The organism is Paraburkholderia xenovorans LB400 (genome assembly GCF_000013645.1).
Classification (GTDB): Bacteria; Pseudomonadota; Gammaproteobacteria; order Burkholderiales; family Burkholderiaceae; genus Paraburkholderia; species Paraburkholderia xenovorans.
In genome coordinates, this window is record NC_007952.1 from 885,632 (window position 1) to 901,083 (window position 15,452).

A 15,452-nucleotide genomic window follows, 5' to 3' on the forward strand; every position below is an offset into this window, starting at 1 on the left:
ATCATGAAATTACTTGATCAGGAACGCTCGGGCGAAGCGCCAGGCGAAAAGGAAATCACGCTGTCCGACGTCATTGCATTGCTGGGCGAGAATCGGCTTCTGATTGTGTTGACCACTGCGGCAATGCTGTTTCTCGGCGTTGCCTATGCATTCGTCGCCACGCCATTGTACAAAGCCGATGTGATGATTCAGGTCGACAGCGATCCCGGCAACCAGACCCTCAACGACAAGCTCGGCGATCTTGCGTCGTTGTTCCAGAGCAAGGCGTCGACCGACGCTGAAATCGAGCTGATCCGTTCGCGGATGGTGGTCGAAGAAACCGTCCGGAGTTTGCATCTCGACATAAAGGCAACGCCACGCCGGTTTCCGCTAATTGGTGCGCTGATCGCACGGTATATGTCCGCAGGCGCTCCCGCGAATCCCGTCTTGGGGATGAGTCGTTTCGCGTGGGGCGGCGAGAGTCTGGAGGTCACGCAATTCGACGTCCCCGTCACGCTTTACGATCAGTCTTTCAAATTGACGGTGGGGCTGAACCAGACGTTCGAACTCCGCGATTCCGATGGCCGAGCGGTGTTGCACGGCGATGTCGGCGTCGCGGCGCAGGGCATGACGCGGTATGGGCTGGTGCAACTGAAGGTGAACCGCATGGTTGCGCGCGCCGGTACGTCGTTCAATTTGGCGAGGGCTTCGACGCAACTCACCGCAGCGGACCTGCGAAGTGCGCTCGACATCAGCGAGAAGGCAAAACAGTCAGGCATTATCGCGATCTCTCTTGAAGGCGCGGACGCTGCGAAGACCGCTGCGACCGTCAACCGTGTTGCGAGTATTTACGTTCAGCGAAATGTGGACAGAAAGTCTGCGCAGGCACAGCAGATGTTGCAGTTCCTCGGCGAACAGCTTCCCCAGTTGCGCGGGGATCTGGACGAAGCCGAGGCGAAATATAACGCGTTCCGTACCGAGAACGGCACTGTCGATCTGGAGGCCGAAGGCAGACTCCTTCTGCAGTCGATCGTCGATAGCCAGACCAGGTTGGTCGAACTGCAGCAACAACGTTCCGCGCTTGCGCAGCGGTACACGACGCAACACCCATCAGTGCAGGCCATCGACGCCCAGATCGCGGATCTGAAAAAACGCCAGGGTGCGTTCAATGAAAAAGTCGCAGCATTGCCGAACGTGCAGCAACAGGCACTCCGTCTCATGCGCGACGTGCGCGTCAATACAGACCTGTACACGAAGCTGCTGGATAGCACGCAGCAATTGCACGTGTTGAAGGCGGGTCAACTGGGTAACGTTCGCACCGTCGACTATGCGGAGGTGGCCGAAAGATCCGTCAAGCCGAAGAAAACCCTGGTGATTGTGTTGTCGGGCGTTATCGGTTTACTGCTCGGATGCTCTATAGCATTTGTGCGCAGCACGCTGAATCGAGGCTTGGAGACCCCTTCGGAGATAGAAGGCGCGGTGGGTGTGCCGGTGTACGCGATCGTCTCGAAGAGCACGCGGCAGCGGGCGCTGCAGCAGGCGGCGCGTGGCAGCGCTCCTGGATTGAACGTGCTTGCGGCGGTTCAGCCCGACGATATCGCGGTCGAGGGCATCCGCAGTTTGAGAACGGCATTGCAATTCGGCTTGCTCAAATCGCGCAACAACATCGTGATGTTGACGGGACCGCGGCCAGGCGTCGGCAAGTCGTTTCTCTCGGTGAACCTGTCGGCGGTGTTATCGGCAGGCGGCAGGAGCGTGCTGTTGATCGACTCGGACATGCGTCGGGGCAACGTGCACAGATACTTCTCGCTTCCCAGTAAGCCGGGCCTGTCCGATGTGATCGGCGGAGTCGAGCCCTCCAGCGCCGTCCACCGCCAGGTTCTGCCGAACCTCGACGTACTGATGAGCGGCAGTGTCGCCTCAAGTCCGGCTGAAATGCTGATGAGCGATTCCTTCGGCAGATTGCTCACTCAGTTCAGCAAGCAGTACGACGTGGTGATCGTGGATTCGCCGCCTGTGCTGGCCGTGACCGACCCGGTGCTGGTCGGTAAACACGCCGGCCTGACATTGCTCGTCGTCCGTCACGGACGTCACTCGGCCGCCGAGCTTCAGGAAAGTGCCCGTCAGCTGAGTAGTGCCGGTCGTGCGGTCGATGGCGTCCTGTTGAACGACGTACCCCTGCGAGCCAGCACATACGGCGCGTTCTCCGAGTATGGGGCGCAGAAGGCCAGGTAATGGATTTCAACAAAAGGGATTTCAACAAACGAGCCGGGACCGGTGCTGTGCTTCCGCGACGATCGCATTGCGTCATTTCACGGCACGCGTTCAGTGCACGGCTCGCCTATGAACAAACTGATTTCACGCCCCTTCCGAAGAAATCTTCGATGCAGGTGTGGTGAAACTCGTCGTTCATATGGCGTTGGCGATGCCTGCTCTCGCATTGCCAGTGCGTTATTTGCAAAACGTTTCGGTCCGGCTCTAACGGTCTGAGCGAACACAATCTGCTTACGGATATAGGAAAGAAATGGATTTTGAAACTGTTTCGGTGGTTGGCCTCGGCTACATTGGACTTCCAACAGCGGCCGCATTTGCGGCACGCCGCAAGCGTGTCATCGGCGTGGACGTCAGCCAGCATGCGGTCGACACGATCAACCGCGGCGCCATTCACATTGTTGAGCCGGAGCTCGACATGCTGGTGCACGCGGCCGTAACGCAAGGCTATCTGCGCGCAACGATCACGCCCGAGCCGGCAGATGCGTTTCTGATTGCGGTGCCGACACCTTTCTCGGACGGCTACAAGCCGGACCTCCGTTTCATCGAGGCCGCGAGCCAGGCGATTGCACCGGTGCTCAAGAAAGGCGATCTGGTGGTGCTCGAATCGACTTCGCCGGTCGGCACGACCGAACAGATGGCAGCGTGGATGGCGCAATTGCGTCCCGATCTCACTTTCCCGCAACAGGCAGGCGAACAATCGGATATCCGCATCGCGCATTGTCCGGAGCGCGTGCTGCCTGGTCACGTGATTCGCGAACTGGTTGAGAACGACCGCGTAATCGGCGGCATGACGCCCCGGTGCAGCGAATTGGCGCGCGAACTCTATCAAAGCTTTGTGCGCGGCGAATGCATCCTGACGGATGCCCGGACAGCCGAGATGTGCAAGCTCACCGAAAATTCATTCCGCGACGTCAACATCGCGTTTGCCAACGAACTCTCGATCATCTGCGACAAGCTGGATATCAACGTGTGGGAGTTGATCCGCCTTGCAAACCGGCATCCGCGCGTGAGCATCCTGCAGCCGGGGCCCGGCGTGGGCGGTCATTGCATCGCCGTGGACCCCTGGTTCATCGTGGATTCCGCACCGGAGCAGGCGCGCCTGATTCGTACCGCGCGAACGGTCAACGACTCAAAGCCGGGCTATGTGATCGACCGCGTGGAACGCGCGGCGCGGCGCTTCAAGGATCCGGTGATTGCGTGCCTCGGGCTGGCTTTCAAAGCGGATATCGACGACCTGCGCGAAAGTCCGGCGGTCGAAATCGCCGACGAACTCGCGGAGCGATTCGCGGGCCAGGTGGTGGTCGTCGAACCCAATGTCAGAACGCTGCCCGCAGCGCTCGACGGAAAGGTCCGGCTCTGCGAATTGAACGAAGCGCTGCTGGAGGCGGACATTATCGTCATTCTGGTCGACCACGCGCAGTTCCGGCGGGTGGATCCGGTTCGATTCCAGGCGAAGGTGGTGATCGATACGCGTGGCGTTCTGGCGCATGCGTAAGCCGACATGTTCTTCAATGCCCGCACGCAGAGGCATCGCGTGAGCGATCAATATGCAATGCGCGCGGTGCCGGCAGTGAAAGCGCCGCGCATCCGCACGAACTTCCTCGCCATGATGGTATGGCAGGTCGGCAACTACCTCGTGCCGCTGGCGACGTTTCCATATCTGACGCGTGTGCTCGGCGCGGCGAATTTCGGCGTGCTCGGGTATGCGATGGCGATCGCCACGTACGGAATGCTGGTGACGGAGTGGGGTTTTTTTCTCAGCGGCCCCAAGGCGGTAGTTGATCGCCGAGAGCGGCCGGAAGCGCTTAACGAACTCGTCTGGTCGACGATGATCGCGAAGGGATGCCTATGCGCACTCTCGTTTGCGGTGCTGCTGACCGTCGTGCACTTTGATCGCAAGCTGGCTTCGGTCTTTCCCGTGGTACTCGCGGCATGGCCGATGGCGATCGGCAACGTCTTTACGTTGAACTGGCTATTGCAAGGATTGGAGCGCTTTCCGGTGTTTGCGACGGTGGCGTTGGCGGGCCGCTTTGCGGCGTTGCCGCTGACGTTCATCTTCGTTCGCGATAGTGGCGACGTTGCTTTCGCGGCGGGGATCCAGGGAGGAGCGGCGGTTCTGACCGGTCTGTTCTCTCTGGTCGCCGCACGGCGTCTGGGTGTGCTGCGCCTTCCCTCGGCCTCGGCACGTTCGGTTTGCCAGCGCGTTCGGGAAAGCGCCGACATGTTCATTTCGTCGGCGTCCGTGAGTCTTTTCGGCATCACGAACGCCGTCATTCTCGCCTCAATGGCGACGCCGTATCAGGTGGGCATCTATACGGCCGCCGACAAGCTGAAAACCGTGGCCAACATGGTGCCGGCCCAGATCAATACGGTTTGCTACCCGCGTATCGCGTCGTTATTCAAGGCGCAGCCCCGCTCGGCTGCGCGGCTTACGGTTATCGGCGCACTTGCCACTATGGCGACGACACTTGCCGGCCTGGCTGTCGTCGCCTGTGCGTCGGCGCCCCTTACCGCATTGATATTGGGTGCGGGCTACGCCGGTTCGGCGTCGCTGCTGAAGCTGCTTTGCGGGGCAACGGTATTCGGCAATCTGGCTTATTTCCTCGGATTGCAGGTGCTGGTGCCATTCGGGAGAGCTCGTACCCGCTCGTTGTTGATGCTGGCCGCCGGCGCGCTAAACGTTGGCCTGGCGCTCGTTCTGACGCCGCGTTTCGGCGCCGAGGGCGCGGCGATGTCGGTGCTCGCCGCGGAGGCAGCGTTGCTTGCCGTGTTTGTGGCGATGATCCTGAGCAGACCATCGCTGCGCCACCACTTTACCCAACTGTTGATTCGATGATGCAAAGCCTGGTACCCGTTCACGTCATATCCCTGTCCCGTTCTGGCCGTCGCGACGCGATCGCCAGGTTCCTGACCGATCATGGCGCCGCATTTCGAATGGAGGACGCAGTGGACGGCCGCTCGCTTGCGCAAAGCGAACTGGATGCCGTCTATGACGATGCGGCGGCTCGCCGTCGTTACGGACGTTCGATGACCCGTGCAGAGGTGGCATGCTTCATGAGCCATCGTTCGGTGTGGCGCAAGATCGTCGAGACAGGGCGCGCTGCGGTGGTCCTCGAAGACGACGCGATGCTCGAACCGGCTTTCTTTGAACGCGTGTTGCGTGCGAACGAGTCCGAGTTGTCTGCCGTTGCCGACATTGTTCTCCTGGGACGTTCCAAATTACGCCGCACCGCGTCAGCATGGACCTACTTCAATGAGCCGCTCAGACATGTCATCGGGGTTGGTGGGCTGCGTATCGGCGTTCCGTTCAAACAGTGGACATCGGGATCCGTAGGCTACTGGATCTCCGCACACGCCGCCTGTGCGGCTCTCGCATACTCGGAAGGACCGCTCGGCGCCTTGCTCGACGACTGGCCGTGGCATCGCGACGAGGGCGGTGCTCGCGTAGTCGAATTGCGTCCGTATGCGGTGTGGGAAGACTTTGACCGATTGCCCAGCAGTATCGAGCAGGAGCGTAGAGCTAGCATACGTTCACGCTCGTCCTGGCATGACGTGGCGCTTTGGCCGCTACGTCTTGCGCGCACCGCGGCTCGCTGGAGTGTGGTTGCATTGCAGCGGCTCTCGTCGGCAAACGCAGCGGCAAGCGTGCGTCATGATTAACGCCGTATTCCCTCCGCATAGGCAAAGCGGACCGACGGTGCTGAAGCCGACACGTCGGCTCCCAGGATCGTTGATATGGATAGTGTTCGCCGGCGGTCTCGCACTGTCGCCGTTCGCGGACTACCTGTCAGTTCGGGCAGCGCATGGAATCGCGACGGCGGGCAGCGACGCGCGTTTCTCGCTGATGGTGCGAGGGAGCATGGTGAGCGGTCTGCTGCTGATTCTGCTGGCAAGCGGCCGGATGAAGCTCTCGAGTTGGCGCACGGCCCTCCTGGCGCTGCTGGCTATCGTGGCATCGGCCGGGACATGCGCATTCGGGGATATGTCGAGCGCCGAGTTTATCCAGCAGACGGTTTTCATTCTCAAGTCGTTCTCCTTTTTCGTTTGCCTTGCGGCCATCTCGGGAATGAGCGACAGGCTGCTCGATAAGCTGGAACCGGTCATGCGCTTGACGTTGCTTGCCTACGCGTTGGCGATCGTGGCAGGTGCGGTGTTCTCGATTGGTATGTTTCGCAGTTATTGGGCCGAAACGCAGATCCGCTCCGGCTACAAGGGAATTGTGTACGCGCAGAACGAAGCATCCGCGCTGATGATCGTGGGCCTGGGCTACAGCTTGCTGAGAGTTTTGAAGTCGGGCTGGTCGGCGTGGAATGGCGCGCTGGTGGGCAGTATCGTGCTGGCTTCCTGCCTCGTGGGTACCAAAGCAGCGATGGCCGGAGCGGTTGCCATGACGTGTTCGTATTTCTACTGCCGACATAAGGTGCCGCAGGCGACGGTCCGCGCATTGACGCTCGTTGCGGCATTGGCTGGCGTTGCAGTGATTGTCTACCTGTCGCTGCCGGGCGTGCGAAACGCGGTCGATCTCAGTCTGCAATATTTCATGTATCAGCATGACCACGTGGGCGACGGCGGGCTGCTCACCACGGTTTTGTCCGGGCGTGACGTCAAGTTTTCAAACGTATGGGACGAAGTGGCAAAGCAATCCTATGTCCCATTGCTCACGGGCGGTTATCCGGTAGTGCGTTATCTGGTTGAGATTGATGTACCGGATCTGATGTTGGCGATGGGTTTGCCGGTCGGCATTTGCTATTTGTGGGGCGTGGCAAAGGCATTTTTGCATCATGGAAGCGGTGCCGTACCGAGCTTTGGCAAATGGTTTTATGTCGTTCTGATGGCAACGGCATGCACCGCCGGGCATGTGCTGGTGTCAGCAATCGTCAGCCCATATCTGGCGATGATCGCTGTGCTCGTCGAGCGTGCTACGGCATCGCCGCCCTTTAACGAAAAGGCGGAGCGATGAGTAAACACCAGAACGATAACCCGCGCGTGCCTCATGAAGCAGCGCCGCTACGCGTGCTGCACGTGGGACCAGGACAAGGTCAGCGCGGCGGCATTGCATCTGTTCTCGCTGAACTGAGTGCGCAACGGGCGCGGTTTCGGGATGCGGGCGTTGTTGTGGCCATCTTCGAAACACATGGCTTCCAGAGCATGAGATCGCTACTGTGCTTTCCACTGGTCGATATTCCGCGCTTTCTATTTGCGGTGCTCAAAGGCGTTGATCTGATTCATTTCCATGTGTCGGTCCGCGGTTCTTTCTACCGGAAATTCCTGTTGTATCTTCTTGCGCGGCTTTTCGGCAAGAGAACGATTTTTCATCTACATGCGGGTAACTTCCAGGATTTCTGGGCGAGTAATGGACCGACTACTCGCAAAGCGGTGTCGCGCTTCATTCGCGGAGCGGACGCTGTGGTGGCTGTGTCATCGGCAATTGCATCGGAGCTCCAGGGTCATCAAGGCGTTACGCGCAATCTGTATGTGATCGGGAATACGGCTTATAGCGCCGAGTTGGCAGCCGGCGCGGCTTTGCGCGACTCCTCAGGCGGGAAGCGCGTGGACATGACGCCATATGTCGCCTTTGCCGGTAGATTCACGGAAGGCAAGGGGCTCGACGAGTTGCTGAGGGCCGTTGCGGCGCTGAATCGGCGGGGCCTTAAGGTTCAGTTGCGGCTAGCCGGTGCCGGCGATATGGATAGGTGGACTCGCGCAGCGATCGAATACGGCGTGAGCGACCAGGTCCGCTTTGTCGGCTGGCTGCAGGGCGACGCAAAACTCGAGTTCTATCGCGACGCGGCCGTATTCTGCATGCCGAGTCATTTTGAGGCATTCGGCATCTCGACACTTGAGGCGATGTTTATCGGGCGTCCCGTGATTGGCACGCGCGTCGGCGGATTCCTCGACCTGGTCGAGGAGGGCGTGACGGGCTATCTCGTCCGCTGCGGCGACTCGCACGGACTTGCGGAAAGAATCCGGCATCTGGTGGAACGTCCCGAACTTGCCCATGAGATGGGACGGCAAGCGGTATCAAGAGCCTTGAGCCGTTATTCGGTTGACGCGATTGTCAGTCAGTATGCTCGTTGTTATCGGCAAGTGAACGGATCCAGGGGAGCGTGACTTATATGAGGAAGAGATGGACCTATCGATTGGCGCTAATTTGTCTTTTAGGAACCTTAAGTATTGCTCGTGCTCAGGATATCGGGGTCGCCTGGACCGATCCGCAACTGACTGCGTTGGCGAGCACGTATGACAAGGTGTTCTCGACCGCGTGGAGCGGCGGTATTGATGCAGGCATCGGCGTTCAGGCAAATCCCGGCGATATCACCGTGGTCGACGATCCAGTGGTCGCCGGACGGAAGGCTGTACGCGTTCATATGATCCAGTCCGAAGACTTTTCGAAGATCGCGAACGGTGTGCCTCGCGCCGAGTTGATCTTTCCGAAAGCAGTGACTTTTTCGCAAGGCCCCGATTATCTGATCAGATGGAGCACGTTGATACCTGTTGGATTTACGTTCGACACCAAACAGGCGGTGATCATTACTCAGGTACACCAGGGGGATTGGACGGGCGGCCCGACAATCGCGCTCAGTTTGCAAGGTCAGCAGTACGCCGTTTCCGAGCGAGGAGGGGCGAATACCGCGACTGTCTCGGCGGGCAAATGGCTGTGCTGCGCCGACGTTGACAAGGGCAAGTGGGTCGACTGGTCGCTGCGCTATGTTGCCGACGATTCCGGTCACCACGCTTCGACACAGTTGTGGAAGGACGGACGTCTGGTGTTCGCGTCGCAAGGAGTACCGAACGCCTATATAGGCGTACAGGACGCGTATCTGAAAGTGGGGCTGTACAAGTCTGGCTGGAAGAGTTCTGCGTCAGACGTCAGCGCGATCACGTTGTTTTTTGGGCCGGTCTCGGTGTCGAAGAAATAGAGGCTGCATCCTAGACAAGCTATTCACGGTCGGTGTCATGGAACTAACAGAGTGGTGTTATGAAGCGTATTGAAGTATTCGGATGTCCGATGGATGCAGCGACAATGGATGAAACGGTCGCCACGATCATGACTCGCGTCGATGCAGGCCGGTTCACCCAGCATGTCGTGGTCAATGTGGCGAAACTTGTGCACATGCAGGCCGACAAGGAACTGGCAAAGTCGGTGCAGGATTGCGATCTGATCAGTATCGACGGGATGGGTGTGATCTGGGCGGCGCGAATGCTTGGTCATGCGGTGCCCGAACGCGTTGCCGGCGTCGATCTATTCGACCGCTTGCTGGCGGAGGCGGCGAGGCTTGGGCTTCCAGTATATCTGCTTGGCGCGACCGATGAGGTAGTCACACGCGTCGCCACGATATGCACAGCCCGCTATTCCGGTCTGCAAGTCGCCGGATACCACCACGGTTATTTCGGCGATGATCAGCAATCCGTTGTCGACCGGATCCGCGAGTCAGGCGCGCGACTGCTGTTCGTGGCGATTACCTCGCCCACCAAGGAGAATTTTATCAACCGCTGGCAGGCTGCGCTCGGTGTCGATTTCGTAATGGGGGTTGGCGGAACGTTCGATGTCGTGGCCGGTAAAGTCAGCCGCGCCCCTCGCTGGATGCAAAGGTCCGGTCTGGAATGGTTCTTCCGTGTCCTGCAGGAACCACGTCGTATGTGGCGCCGCTATCTGGTCACGAATAGCAAGTTCGCACTAATGCTGGGTAAGGCGCTGATCGTTCAGCGGTAGCCAGAGTAAGGCAGTTGCACGGACTATAAAAAGGGAAGTTTTTCATGCTGTACATTTATCGCATTGCGCATTTGCTTCATCGGTTGCACGTGCCTTTTTTGCCTTGGGCGTTGAAGGTCTTTAACCGTGTGGTCTTTTCCGTATCCTTGCCACCATCGGTAATAGTGGGGCGCAACGTGGTATTCGGCTATCAGGGGCTCGGTATCGTAGTGCACCGGCATGCGGTGCTGGGTAGCGATATCGTCATCGCACCCAACGTGGTAATTGGGGGCCGCGGCCAGCCGGGGGCGCCGATAATCGAAGACAACGTTCTGATCGGCGCGGGCGCATGCATTCTGGGGCCGGTAACGATCGGGCGGAACGTGAAGATCGGTGCGAACGCCGTGGTCACGTTCGACGTGCCGCCGAATGTAACGGTGGCAGGCGTCCCTGCTCGAATCGTCAAGCTGCGGTAGGGCGGTTGAGTGCCTGCTTGGGGATGCTCACCCCCGCCCAACCATCAAAACCCCACCCCAATCGCCGCCAGAAAACCCCCACAGCAGCGATTAAACCACCGCCGCAACCGTGCGCGCGCCAGCCATTTCCCGAGATACATCCCCGCCCGCGAATACAGCGCGATAGCAAACCACTCCAGCACCAGAAAACTGATGCCCAGCACGGCGAATTGCGGCAGCATCGGTTTGGCGATATTGACGAACTGCGGCAGGAACGCGGTGAATACCAGAATCGCCTTCGGATTGCCGGCGGCCACGAGGAATTCCCGCCGGGCGATCCGCGCAAGCGAGACATCGTGCTGCTGGGTCGTATCGAACGTGGGCGCGTCGCTGCGCCACAACTGGATGGCGAGCCAGATCAGATAGGCCGCGCCGGCCAGCTTGATCGCAAGAAAGAACCACTCGGACGCGTGCAGCACAACTGCAAGGCCGGTTGCGGCAAGCACGAGCATCGCGGCGAATGCGACCAGGTGGCCCGTGCCGCCGACGAACGCAATGATGAAACCATGAAGCGCAGCCACATTGATCGACAGCAGATTATTGGGCCCGGGCACGAGATTGATCGCGAAGCAGCAGAGCAGAAAGAACAGCCAGGCGGTGATGAACATGACGGCTCGCGCCGTGAATGGATGTTGGAGATCCATCGCCCGGCAAGACGGCGGCCCGCGCGACATCCTTCAACTCATTGTAGCGAAACCGGTCCTGAGCCACGCGGCCGGCGCCTTCAATTCACTGCTTTGACAAAGCCCGGGTCGCCGATCAGCGCGTCGACGCTCAGCTTGACTGTGTCTTCAATGGCGATGGTGTTATTGGTGAATTTGGGGGATTTCTGTTTGACCGTTTTGGTGGTTGAAAACACAACCTTCTGAGTTGTAGCATCAGTCACCACATAGCGCATTTTCAGCGTCCAGAACGCTGTGGAGCGCGTGTCGTCTACCGTGAATTTTTCAATGCTGCCGCTGAGAATCCGTTTGCCCGTATCGAGATGAAAGCCCGCGATCTTCAGGCTGTTCACAATGCCGTTGCGTACCGTTTCATTGATATCGTCTTTGAGCACGATGCCCGTCATCGCCGTGTTTTCGATGCGGTTCGGCGAGACCTGCCCATTGCGAGCCGGCATGTAGGGGAAGTCACGGGCAGGCGCGACACTGAGCCAGCCAGTTGGGTGCGCCGCGGCGCGCGGCGCGCTATTCAGCCCGAACCACGACCATGAGCAGGCGGACAGCATGAGCGGCAGCGCGATCGTGCTGCATCCCTTGAGCACGGTCGTTGCCAGGGGGGAGTGAGTGGGACTGAGCGATTGCGGCAGAGACGCGCCCCGATGCGGCGACTCAGGCGCTGTGCTGGAAAAAGCGGCGGTCGAAGTCAGAGGAGTTGCCCTTTTAAATTGAGTCATTCCGGGGAATAACCGACATGGTAACAGCGGCCCCGGCCCGCGCGTCTCTTAATGAGGTCGCGGCCCGGATTCACGGAGGTTTCATACGGATGTGCTCATCATAACCAGCAAGCGCTGCAATGGACACTGCGTCGATAGAGGATGGCTGCTACGCATCAAGCCGCGCCGCGCCAGATCGATACGGCAGTCGTTATCTCACGACAATAACCGGCGCGCATGAAAACCGTTCGCGCGGGACACACACGGGGCCTGCTCGAGTGGCCGGGAAAGTATTAAGGATGACATATCAAATGATCGGGCGGTCCTTGCGCGAATGCGAGAGGAGGGACGCGCCCCGCGCCATCAGAAGAACCCGGCTTTCCCCTGCGTCATATCCACCAGCGCTCGCTGAGCCGCATCCACCGCATTGACGGGCAAGCGGATCGTCATCTTCACCAGCATCGCGTAGGCGCTGTCCGCAAGCGTATAGCCTTCGGCATCGATCCATCGGCGCACTTTCGCCTCATCGGCATAGCTCACTTCGACGGTCAGCGAAACCTGAGCGATCCGTTCGACGCGCGGCGCATCCAGCAAAGCCGAAGCGATCGCATCCGTGTACGCGCGAACGAGACCGCCGGCGCCGAGCTTCACGCCGCCGTAGTAGCGCACGACGGCGGCTAGCACGCCGTCCAGGTCGTGATGCCGCAGCACTTCGAGAATCGGCCGGCCGGCGGTGCCGGAGGGCTCGCCGTCGTCGGACATGCCGGACTGGCCGCCCGCCAGCAGCGCCCAGCAGACGTGCGTCGCGGCGGGATGCTCGTCGCGCAGACGCCGCAATTCGGCCATCGCGGCGTCGCGATCGGCGACCGGTATTGCATATGCAATGAATCGGCTCTTGCGAATTTCGAGTTCCGCGCTCAATGGCGCGGGCAGGGTATAAGTGGGCAAGGCGAAGACTTCGGTGAATGAAAAATGCGGGCCGCGTGCGGCGCCGTGCCCGTCATGGTAACGGATCGGCGCCCGCTGATGGCTCTGGCGTGGCGGCGCATGCGTGCCTTGAGCGCCGTGATTCTCGGTGCGATGGCTATTGTCCGCCACGCTTCGATGAAACCGCGCGCATTCGTCTACAATCTTTCGCTGAACGCGCGCGCCCGTCCGCGAAACCCAGCGCGTCATCAAGGAGACAGCATGCTCGATCTACCCACGTTAGGGACTTTCGTTGCCGTTGTACTCGGGCTTTTTCTGATTCCGGGTCCGGCTGTGCTGCTGGTTTTAACGCGTACGGTGCATGGCGGCCGTAAGGCCGGCATTCTCACGGGGCTCGGTATCGCAGTGGGTGATTTCATTCATACACTGGGCGCATCGGTCGGCCTCTCGGCGCTGCTGATGACTTCCGCGCTGGCCTTCAACGCGGTGAAGTTCGTCGGCGCGGCCTACCTCGTCTATCTGGGCATTCGCGCGTTGCGCGAGAAGCCGGCGAGCGCGCACATGCCGGCCGTGGCGCCGGTATCGGCCGCGAAGGCTTTCTTTCAGGCCATTCCCGCCGAAGTGCTGAACCCGAAGACTGCGCTGTTTTTTCTCGCGTTCCTGCCGCAGTTCGTTCATCCCGAACACGGTTCCACGTTCTTGCAGTTCACCACGCTCGGGCTGATCTTTGTGGGCATGAGTGCGCTTTATACGACGCTGATCGTGCTGACCATTCGCCCGCTGGGTAAACTCGTCAAGCGTTTGACATGGCTGACGCGCTGGCAGAACAGGATCATCGGCGTGCTGTTCATTTCGCTCGGCCTGCGTGTAGCGACGCAAACGCGTTGAGCGATCCGCGCACGTTTCTCTCTGTCACAGCGCAAGTAGCGCGAGCGTGCTCCGGTTAGATATTGCGGCGCTGCCTTCTGAGACGGCCTTCGCGCGCATATTCCATCTGGCTTTCGGTGCGCACCGCGAGCCTTTCCTGTTGGGCGCGGCTCATTTGCCGCGTATCGTCGATGTCACCGACACGCAGCACTTCCTGGGCGATCCTGATGCGCAGCGTCATCAGCGGTTCGCCGCGTTCAACCAGCGTGCGGTCCGCCGCGCGCGCCTGCTGGACGCCGCAGTCGATCAGGTTGCGCAGTTCCAGCAACGTGAGCCGCTGCCGCTGGATTTCGAGGATGAGCCGCTGAATGGCCTGCTCGTCGCGGGTGCGCCACCAGGCGCGCAGTTCGGCGAGCGTGGGAGGTTCGAAGGGTGGAAGGCGCATTGCTCAGACGAAAAGTACTGTATATATGTACAGTATATCCCGTCTTTTTACGGAACCGCCTGGAGCGCGTTCGCGGGCTCACCACCTGCGCCGGAGTCGGTCCGATTGGCTCAGCACAGCGCGAGCATGATGGACGTCGAAACCACGATGATGAAAAGACACGTGGCGGTGAGAATGTCGTAGGGATAGCGCATGATGTGTGACCATCTGACGTGGCGGAGCGAAGAGCCATCATAGGGACAAGCGCATCACGCGACTGTTAAGCTTTGCAAGACGCAGCGCATTGGCGGTCGCCATGTGCCTGCATACGACTGGAGAGGCAAACATGAGCGACGCCGCGGCCTGCGCAAGCACAGGTGTGCCGGAAATCGAATTCTGGTTCGACTTCGGCAGCAACTACAGCTACCTCAGCGTCATGCGTATAGAAGCTCTGGCTGCACAGCGAGGCGTGCGGATTCGCTGGCGTCCGTTCTTGCTGGGACCTGTTTTTCGCGGGCTCGGTTTCGACAATTCGCCGTTCGTGCTGCAGAAGGAGAAGGGCGCGTATGTGTGGAAGGACATGGAGCGGCAATGCCGCAAATATGGCATTGCGCTGAAGCGTCCCACCACGTTTCCACGTGCCGCGCTTCTCGCCACGCGCGTGGCGTTGCTCGGCGCGGATCGCGAATGGATGGCGGCCTATTGCCGCGCGATCATGCAACTGAACTTCGCGCATGACCGCGATATCGGTTCGCTGGAGGTGGTGAGCGAGGCGCTCGGCGAATTGGGTTTGCCCGCGCAGCAGATCATCACCGAGGCGCAAAGCGACGCGAACAAACTGCGCTTGCGTGAACAGACCGCGGCGGCTGCGAGCCGGGGCATTTTCGGCGCACCGACATTTTTCGTGGGCGATGAAATGTTCTGGGGCAACGACCGGCTGGACGATGCATTGGACTACTGTGTATCGATTGCGACAGGCGCCTAGCGCGATCAAATGCGCCGCATGCAACCGGGGCGCTTTCTTTCGTGTTGCTACTCGTCGCTCTGCTGGCAGAAGCGCCGGCCCGGAACATGCGAGACGACAGCCTGAGCGATTTCAAGCGGCGTGCTTTCGGCGGGAACCACGCGGCGACTCGATTCGGGCGTGTGCTTCATGGTCCACTCGACGAGCCGGTACGAACGTCCCCAAGGATGCTGCAGCGGGTCCGAGATCTTGCATGAGTGGATCTGCCGGACCCATTCGTTGTCGGGCATGGCGCGCAGATGCTTGAATACCGTCTCTTCATCCATGATTTGACTCCTTCTTCGCGGGCCTGCAGCCCGTCTTCTGGCGCGTCGTCGACACCCCGGAGAAAAAGCGCCGCCGATGTTCTGGCGGCTTCAACAGGGGATGTTGTG

The 15,452-nt window shown here is 60.0% G+C and carries 16 protein-coding genes; 11 read left to right on the forward strand and 5 right to left on the reverse strand.

Annotation, left to right across the window (positions count from 1 at the left end; all coding sequences use genetic code 11):
• The first annotated feature begins 3 nt into the window (after positions 1-3).
• The 9 genes from BXE_RS25915 to BXE_RS25955 all read left to right on the forward strand — a co-directional run bounded on the left by BXE_RS25915 (position 4) and on the right by BXE_RS25955 (position 10,422).
• Entirely contained in the window at positions 4-2,214 is a 2,211-nt protein-coding gene (locus BXE_RS25915; RefSeq protein ID WP_011491091.1) for a polysaccharide biosynthesis tyrosine autokinase, read from the forward strand.
• 289 nt (positions 2,215-2,503) lie between these two features.
• On the forward strand, positions 2,504-3,748 hold the full coding sequence (gene wecC / locus BXE_RS25920) for a UDP-N-acetyl-D-mannosamine dehydrogenase (RefSeq protein ID WP_011491092.1): 1,245 nt from the start codon (positions 2,504-2,506) through the stop codon (positions 3,746-3,748).
• A 39-nt stretch (positions 3,749-3,787) separates the two neighbouring features.
• The gene (locus BXE_RS25925) at positions 3,788-5,089 is read left to right on the forward strand and encodes a flippase (RefSeq protein WP_233518975.1); all 1,302 of its coding nucleotides are present in this window, start codon (positions 3,788-3,790) and stop codon (positions 5,087-5,089) included.
• Complete coding sequence (locus BXE_RS25930; protein WP_237712049.1) at positions 5,089-5,913, forward strand: glycosyltransferase family 25 protein; 825 nt, start codon at positions 5,089-5,091, stop codon at positions 5,911-5,913. The genes BXE_RS25925 and BXE_RS25930 overlap by 1 nt, the downstream gene beginning before the upstream one ends.
• A gap of 199 nt (positions 5,914-6,112) precedes the next feature.
• The gene (locus BXE_RS25935; protein WP_233518974.1) at positions 6,113-7,213 is read left to right on the forward strand and encodes an O-antigen ligase family protein; all 1,101 of its coding nucleotides are present in this window, start codon (positions 6,113-6,115) and stop codon (positions 7,211-7,213) included.
• A complete protein-coding gene (locus BXE_RS25940) occupies positions 7,210-8,364 on the forward strand; it encodes a glycosyltransferase family 4 protein (RefSeq protein ID WP_011491096.1) in 1,155 nt (384 codons plus the stop codon). Before BXE_RS25935 ends, BXE_RS25940 begins: the two co-directional genes overlap by 4 nt.
• 5 nt (positions 8,365-8,369) lie before the next feature.
• The gene (locus tag BXE_RS25945; RefSeq protein ID WP_011491097.1) at positions 8,370-9,173 is read left to right on the forward strand and encodes a heparin lyase I family protein; all 804 of its coding nucleotides are present in this window, start codon (positions 8,370-8,372) and stop codon (positions 9,171-9,173) included.
• 59 nt (positions 9,174-9,232) lie between these two features.
• Positions 9,233-9,967 carry a WecB/TagA/CpsF family glycosyltransferase gene (locus BXE_RS25950; RefSeq protein WP_040123967.1) on the forward strand — a complete coding sequence of 245 codons (735 nt, stop codon included), beginning with the start codon at positions 9,233-9,235 and terminating at the stop codon, positions 9,965-9,967.
• Between the two features lie 44 nt (positions 9,968-10,011).
• On the forward strand, positions 10,012-10,422 hold the full coding sequence (locus BXE_RS25955; protein WP_011491099.1) for a serine O-acetyltransferase: 411 nt from the start codon (positions 10,012-10,014) through the stop codon (positions 10,420-10,422).
• A 44-nt stretch (positions 10,423-10,466) separates the two neighbouring features.
• On the opposite strand, the gene BXE_RS25960 is transcribed toward BXE_RS25955, so the two are convergent.
• From BXE_RS25960 to BXE_RS25970, 3 genes are all read right to left on the reverse strand, one after another.
• On the reverse strand, positions 10,467-11,069 hold the full coding sequence (locus tag BXE_RS25960; protein WP_040124939.1) for a LysE family translocator: 603 nt from the start codon (positions 11,067-11,069) through the stop codon (positions 10,467-10,469).
• 116 nt (positions 11,070-11,185) lie between these two features.
• Complete coding sequence (locus tag BXE_RS25965) at positions 11,186-11,725, reverse strand: hypothetical protein (RefSeq protein ID WP_040123965.1); 540 nt, start codon at positions 11,723-11,725, stop codon at positions 11,186-11,188.
• A 474-nt stretch (positions 11,726-12,199) separates the two neighbouring features.
• Positions 12,200-12,784 carry an IMPACT family protein gene (locus BXE_RS25970; RefSeq protein WP_011491102.1) on the reverse strand — a complete coding sequence of 195 codons (585 nt, stop codon included), beginning with the start codon at positions 12,782-12,784 and terminating at the stop codon, positions 12,200-12,202.
• Positions 12,785-13,024: 240 nt separating this feature from the next.
• Here BXE_RS25970 and BXE_RS25975 point away from each other — a divergent pair, with 240 nt between their 5' ends.
• On the forward strand, positions 13,025-13,651 hold the full coding sequence (locus tag BXE_RS25975) for a LysE family translocator (protein ID WP_011491103.1): 627 nt from the start codon (positions 13,025-13,027) through the stop codon (positions 13,649-13,651).
• 55 nt (positions 13,652-13,706) lie between these two features.
• Here the strand turns inward: BXE_RS25975 and BXE_RS25980 are convergent, their stop codons facing one another.
• Entirely contained in the window at positions 13,707-14,075 is a 369-nt protein-coding gene (locus BXE_RS25980; RefSeq protein WP_011491104.1) for a hypothetical protein, read from the reverse strand.
• A gap of 325 nt (positions 14,076-14,400) precedes the next feature.
• Between BXE_RS25980 and BXE_RS25985 the strand changes: the two genes are divergently transcribed.
• A complete protein-coding gene (locus BXE_RS25985) occupies positions 14,401-15,039 on the forward strand; it encodes a 2-hydroxychromene-2-carboxylate isomerase (protein WP_011491105.1) in 639 nt (212 codons plus the stop codon).
• Positions 15,040-15,086: 47 nt separating this feature from the next.
• Here BXE_RS25985 and BXE_RS25990 read toward each other — a convergent pair whose 3' ends face one another.
• Complete coding sequence (locus BXE_RS25990) at positions 15,087-15,344, reverse strand: DUF2866 domain-containing protein (protein ID WP_011491106.1); 258 nt, start codon at positions 15,342-15,344, stop codon at positions 15,087-15,089.
• Positions 15,345-15,452: the final 108 nt, after the last annotated feature.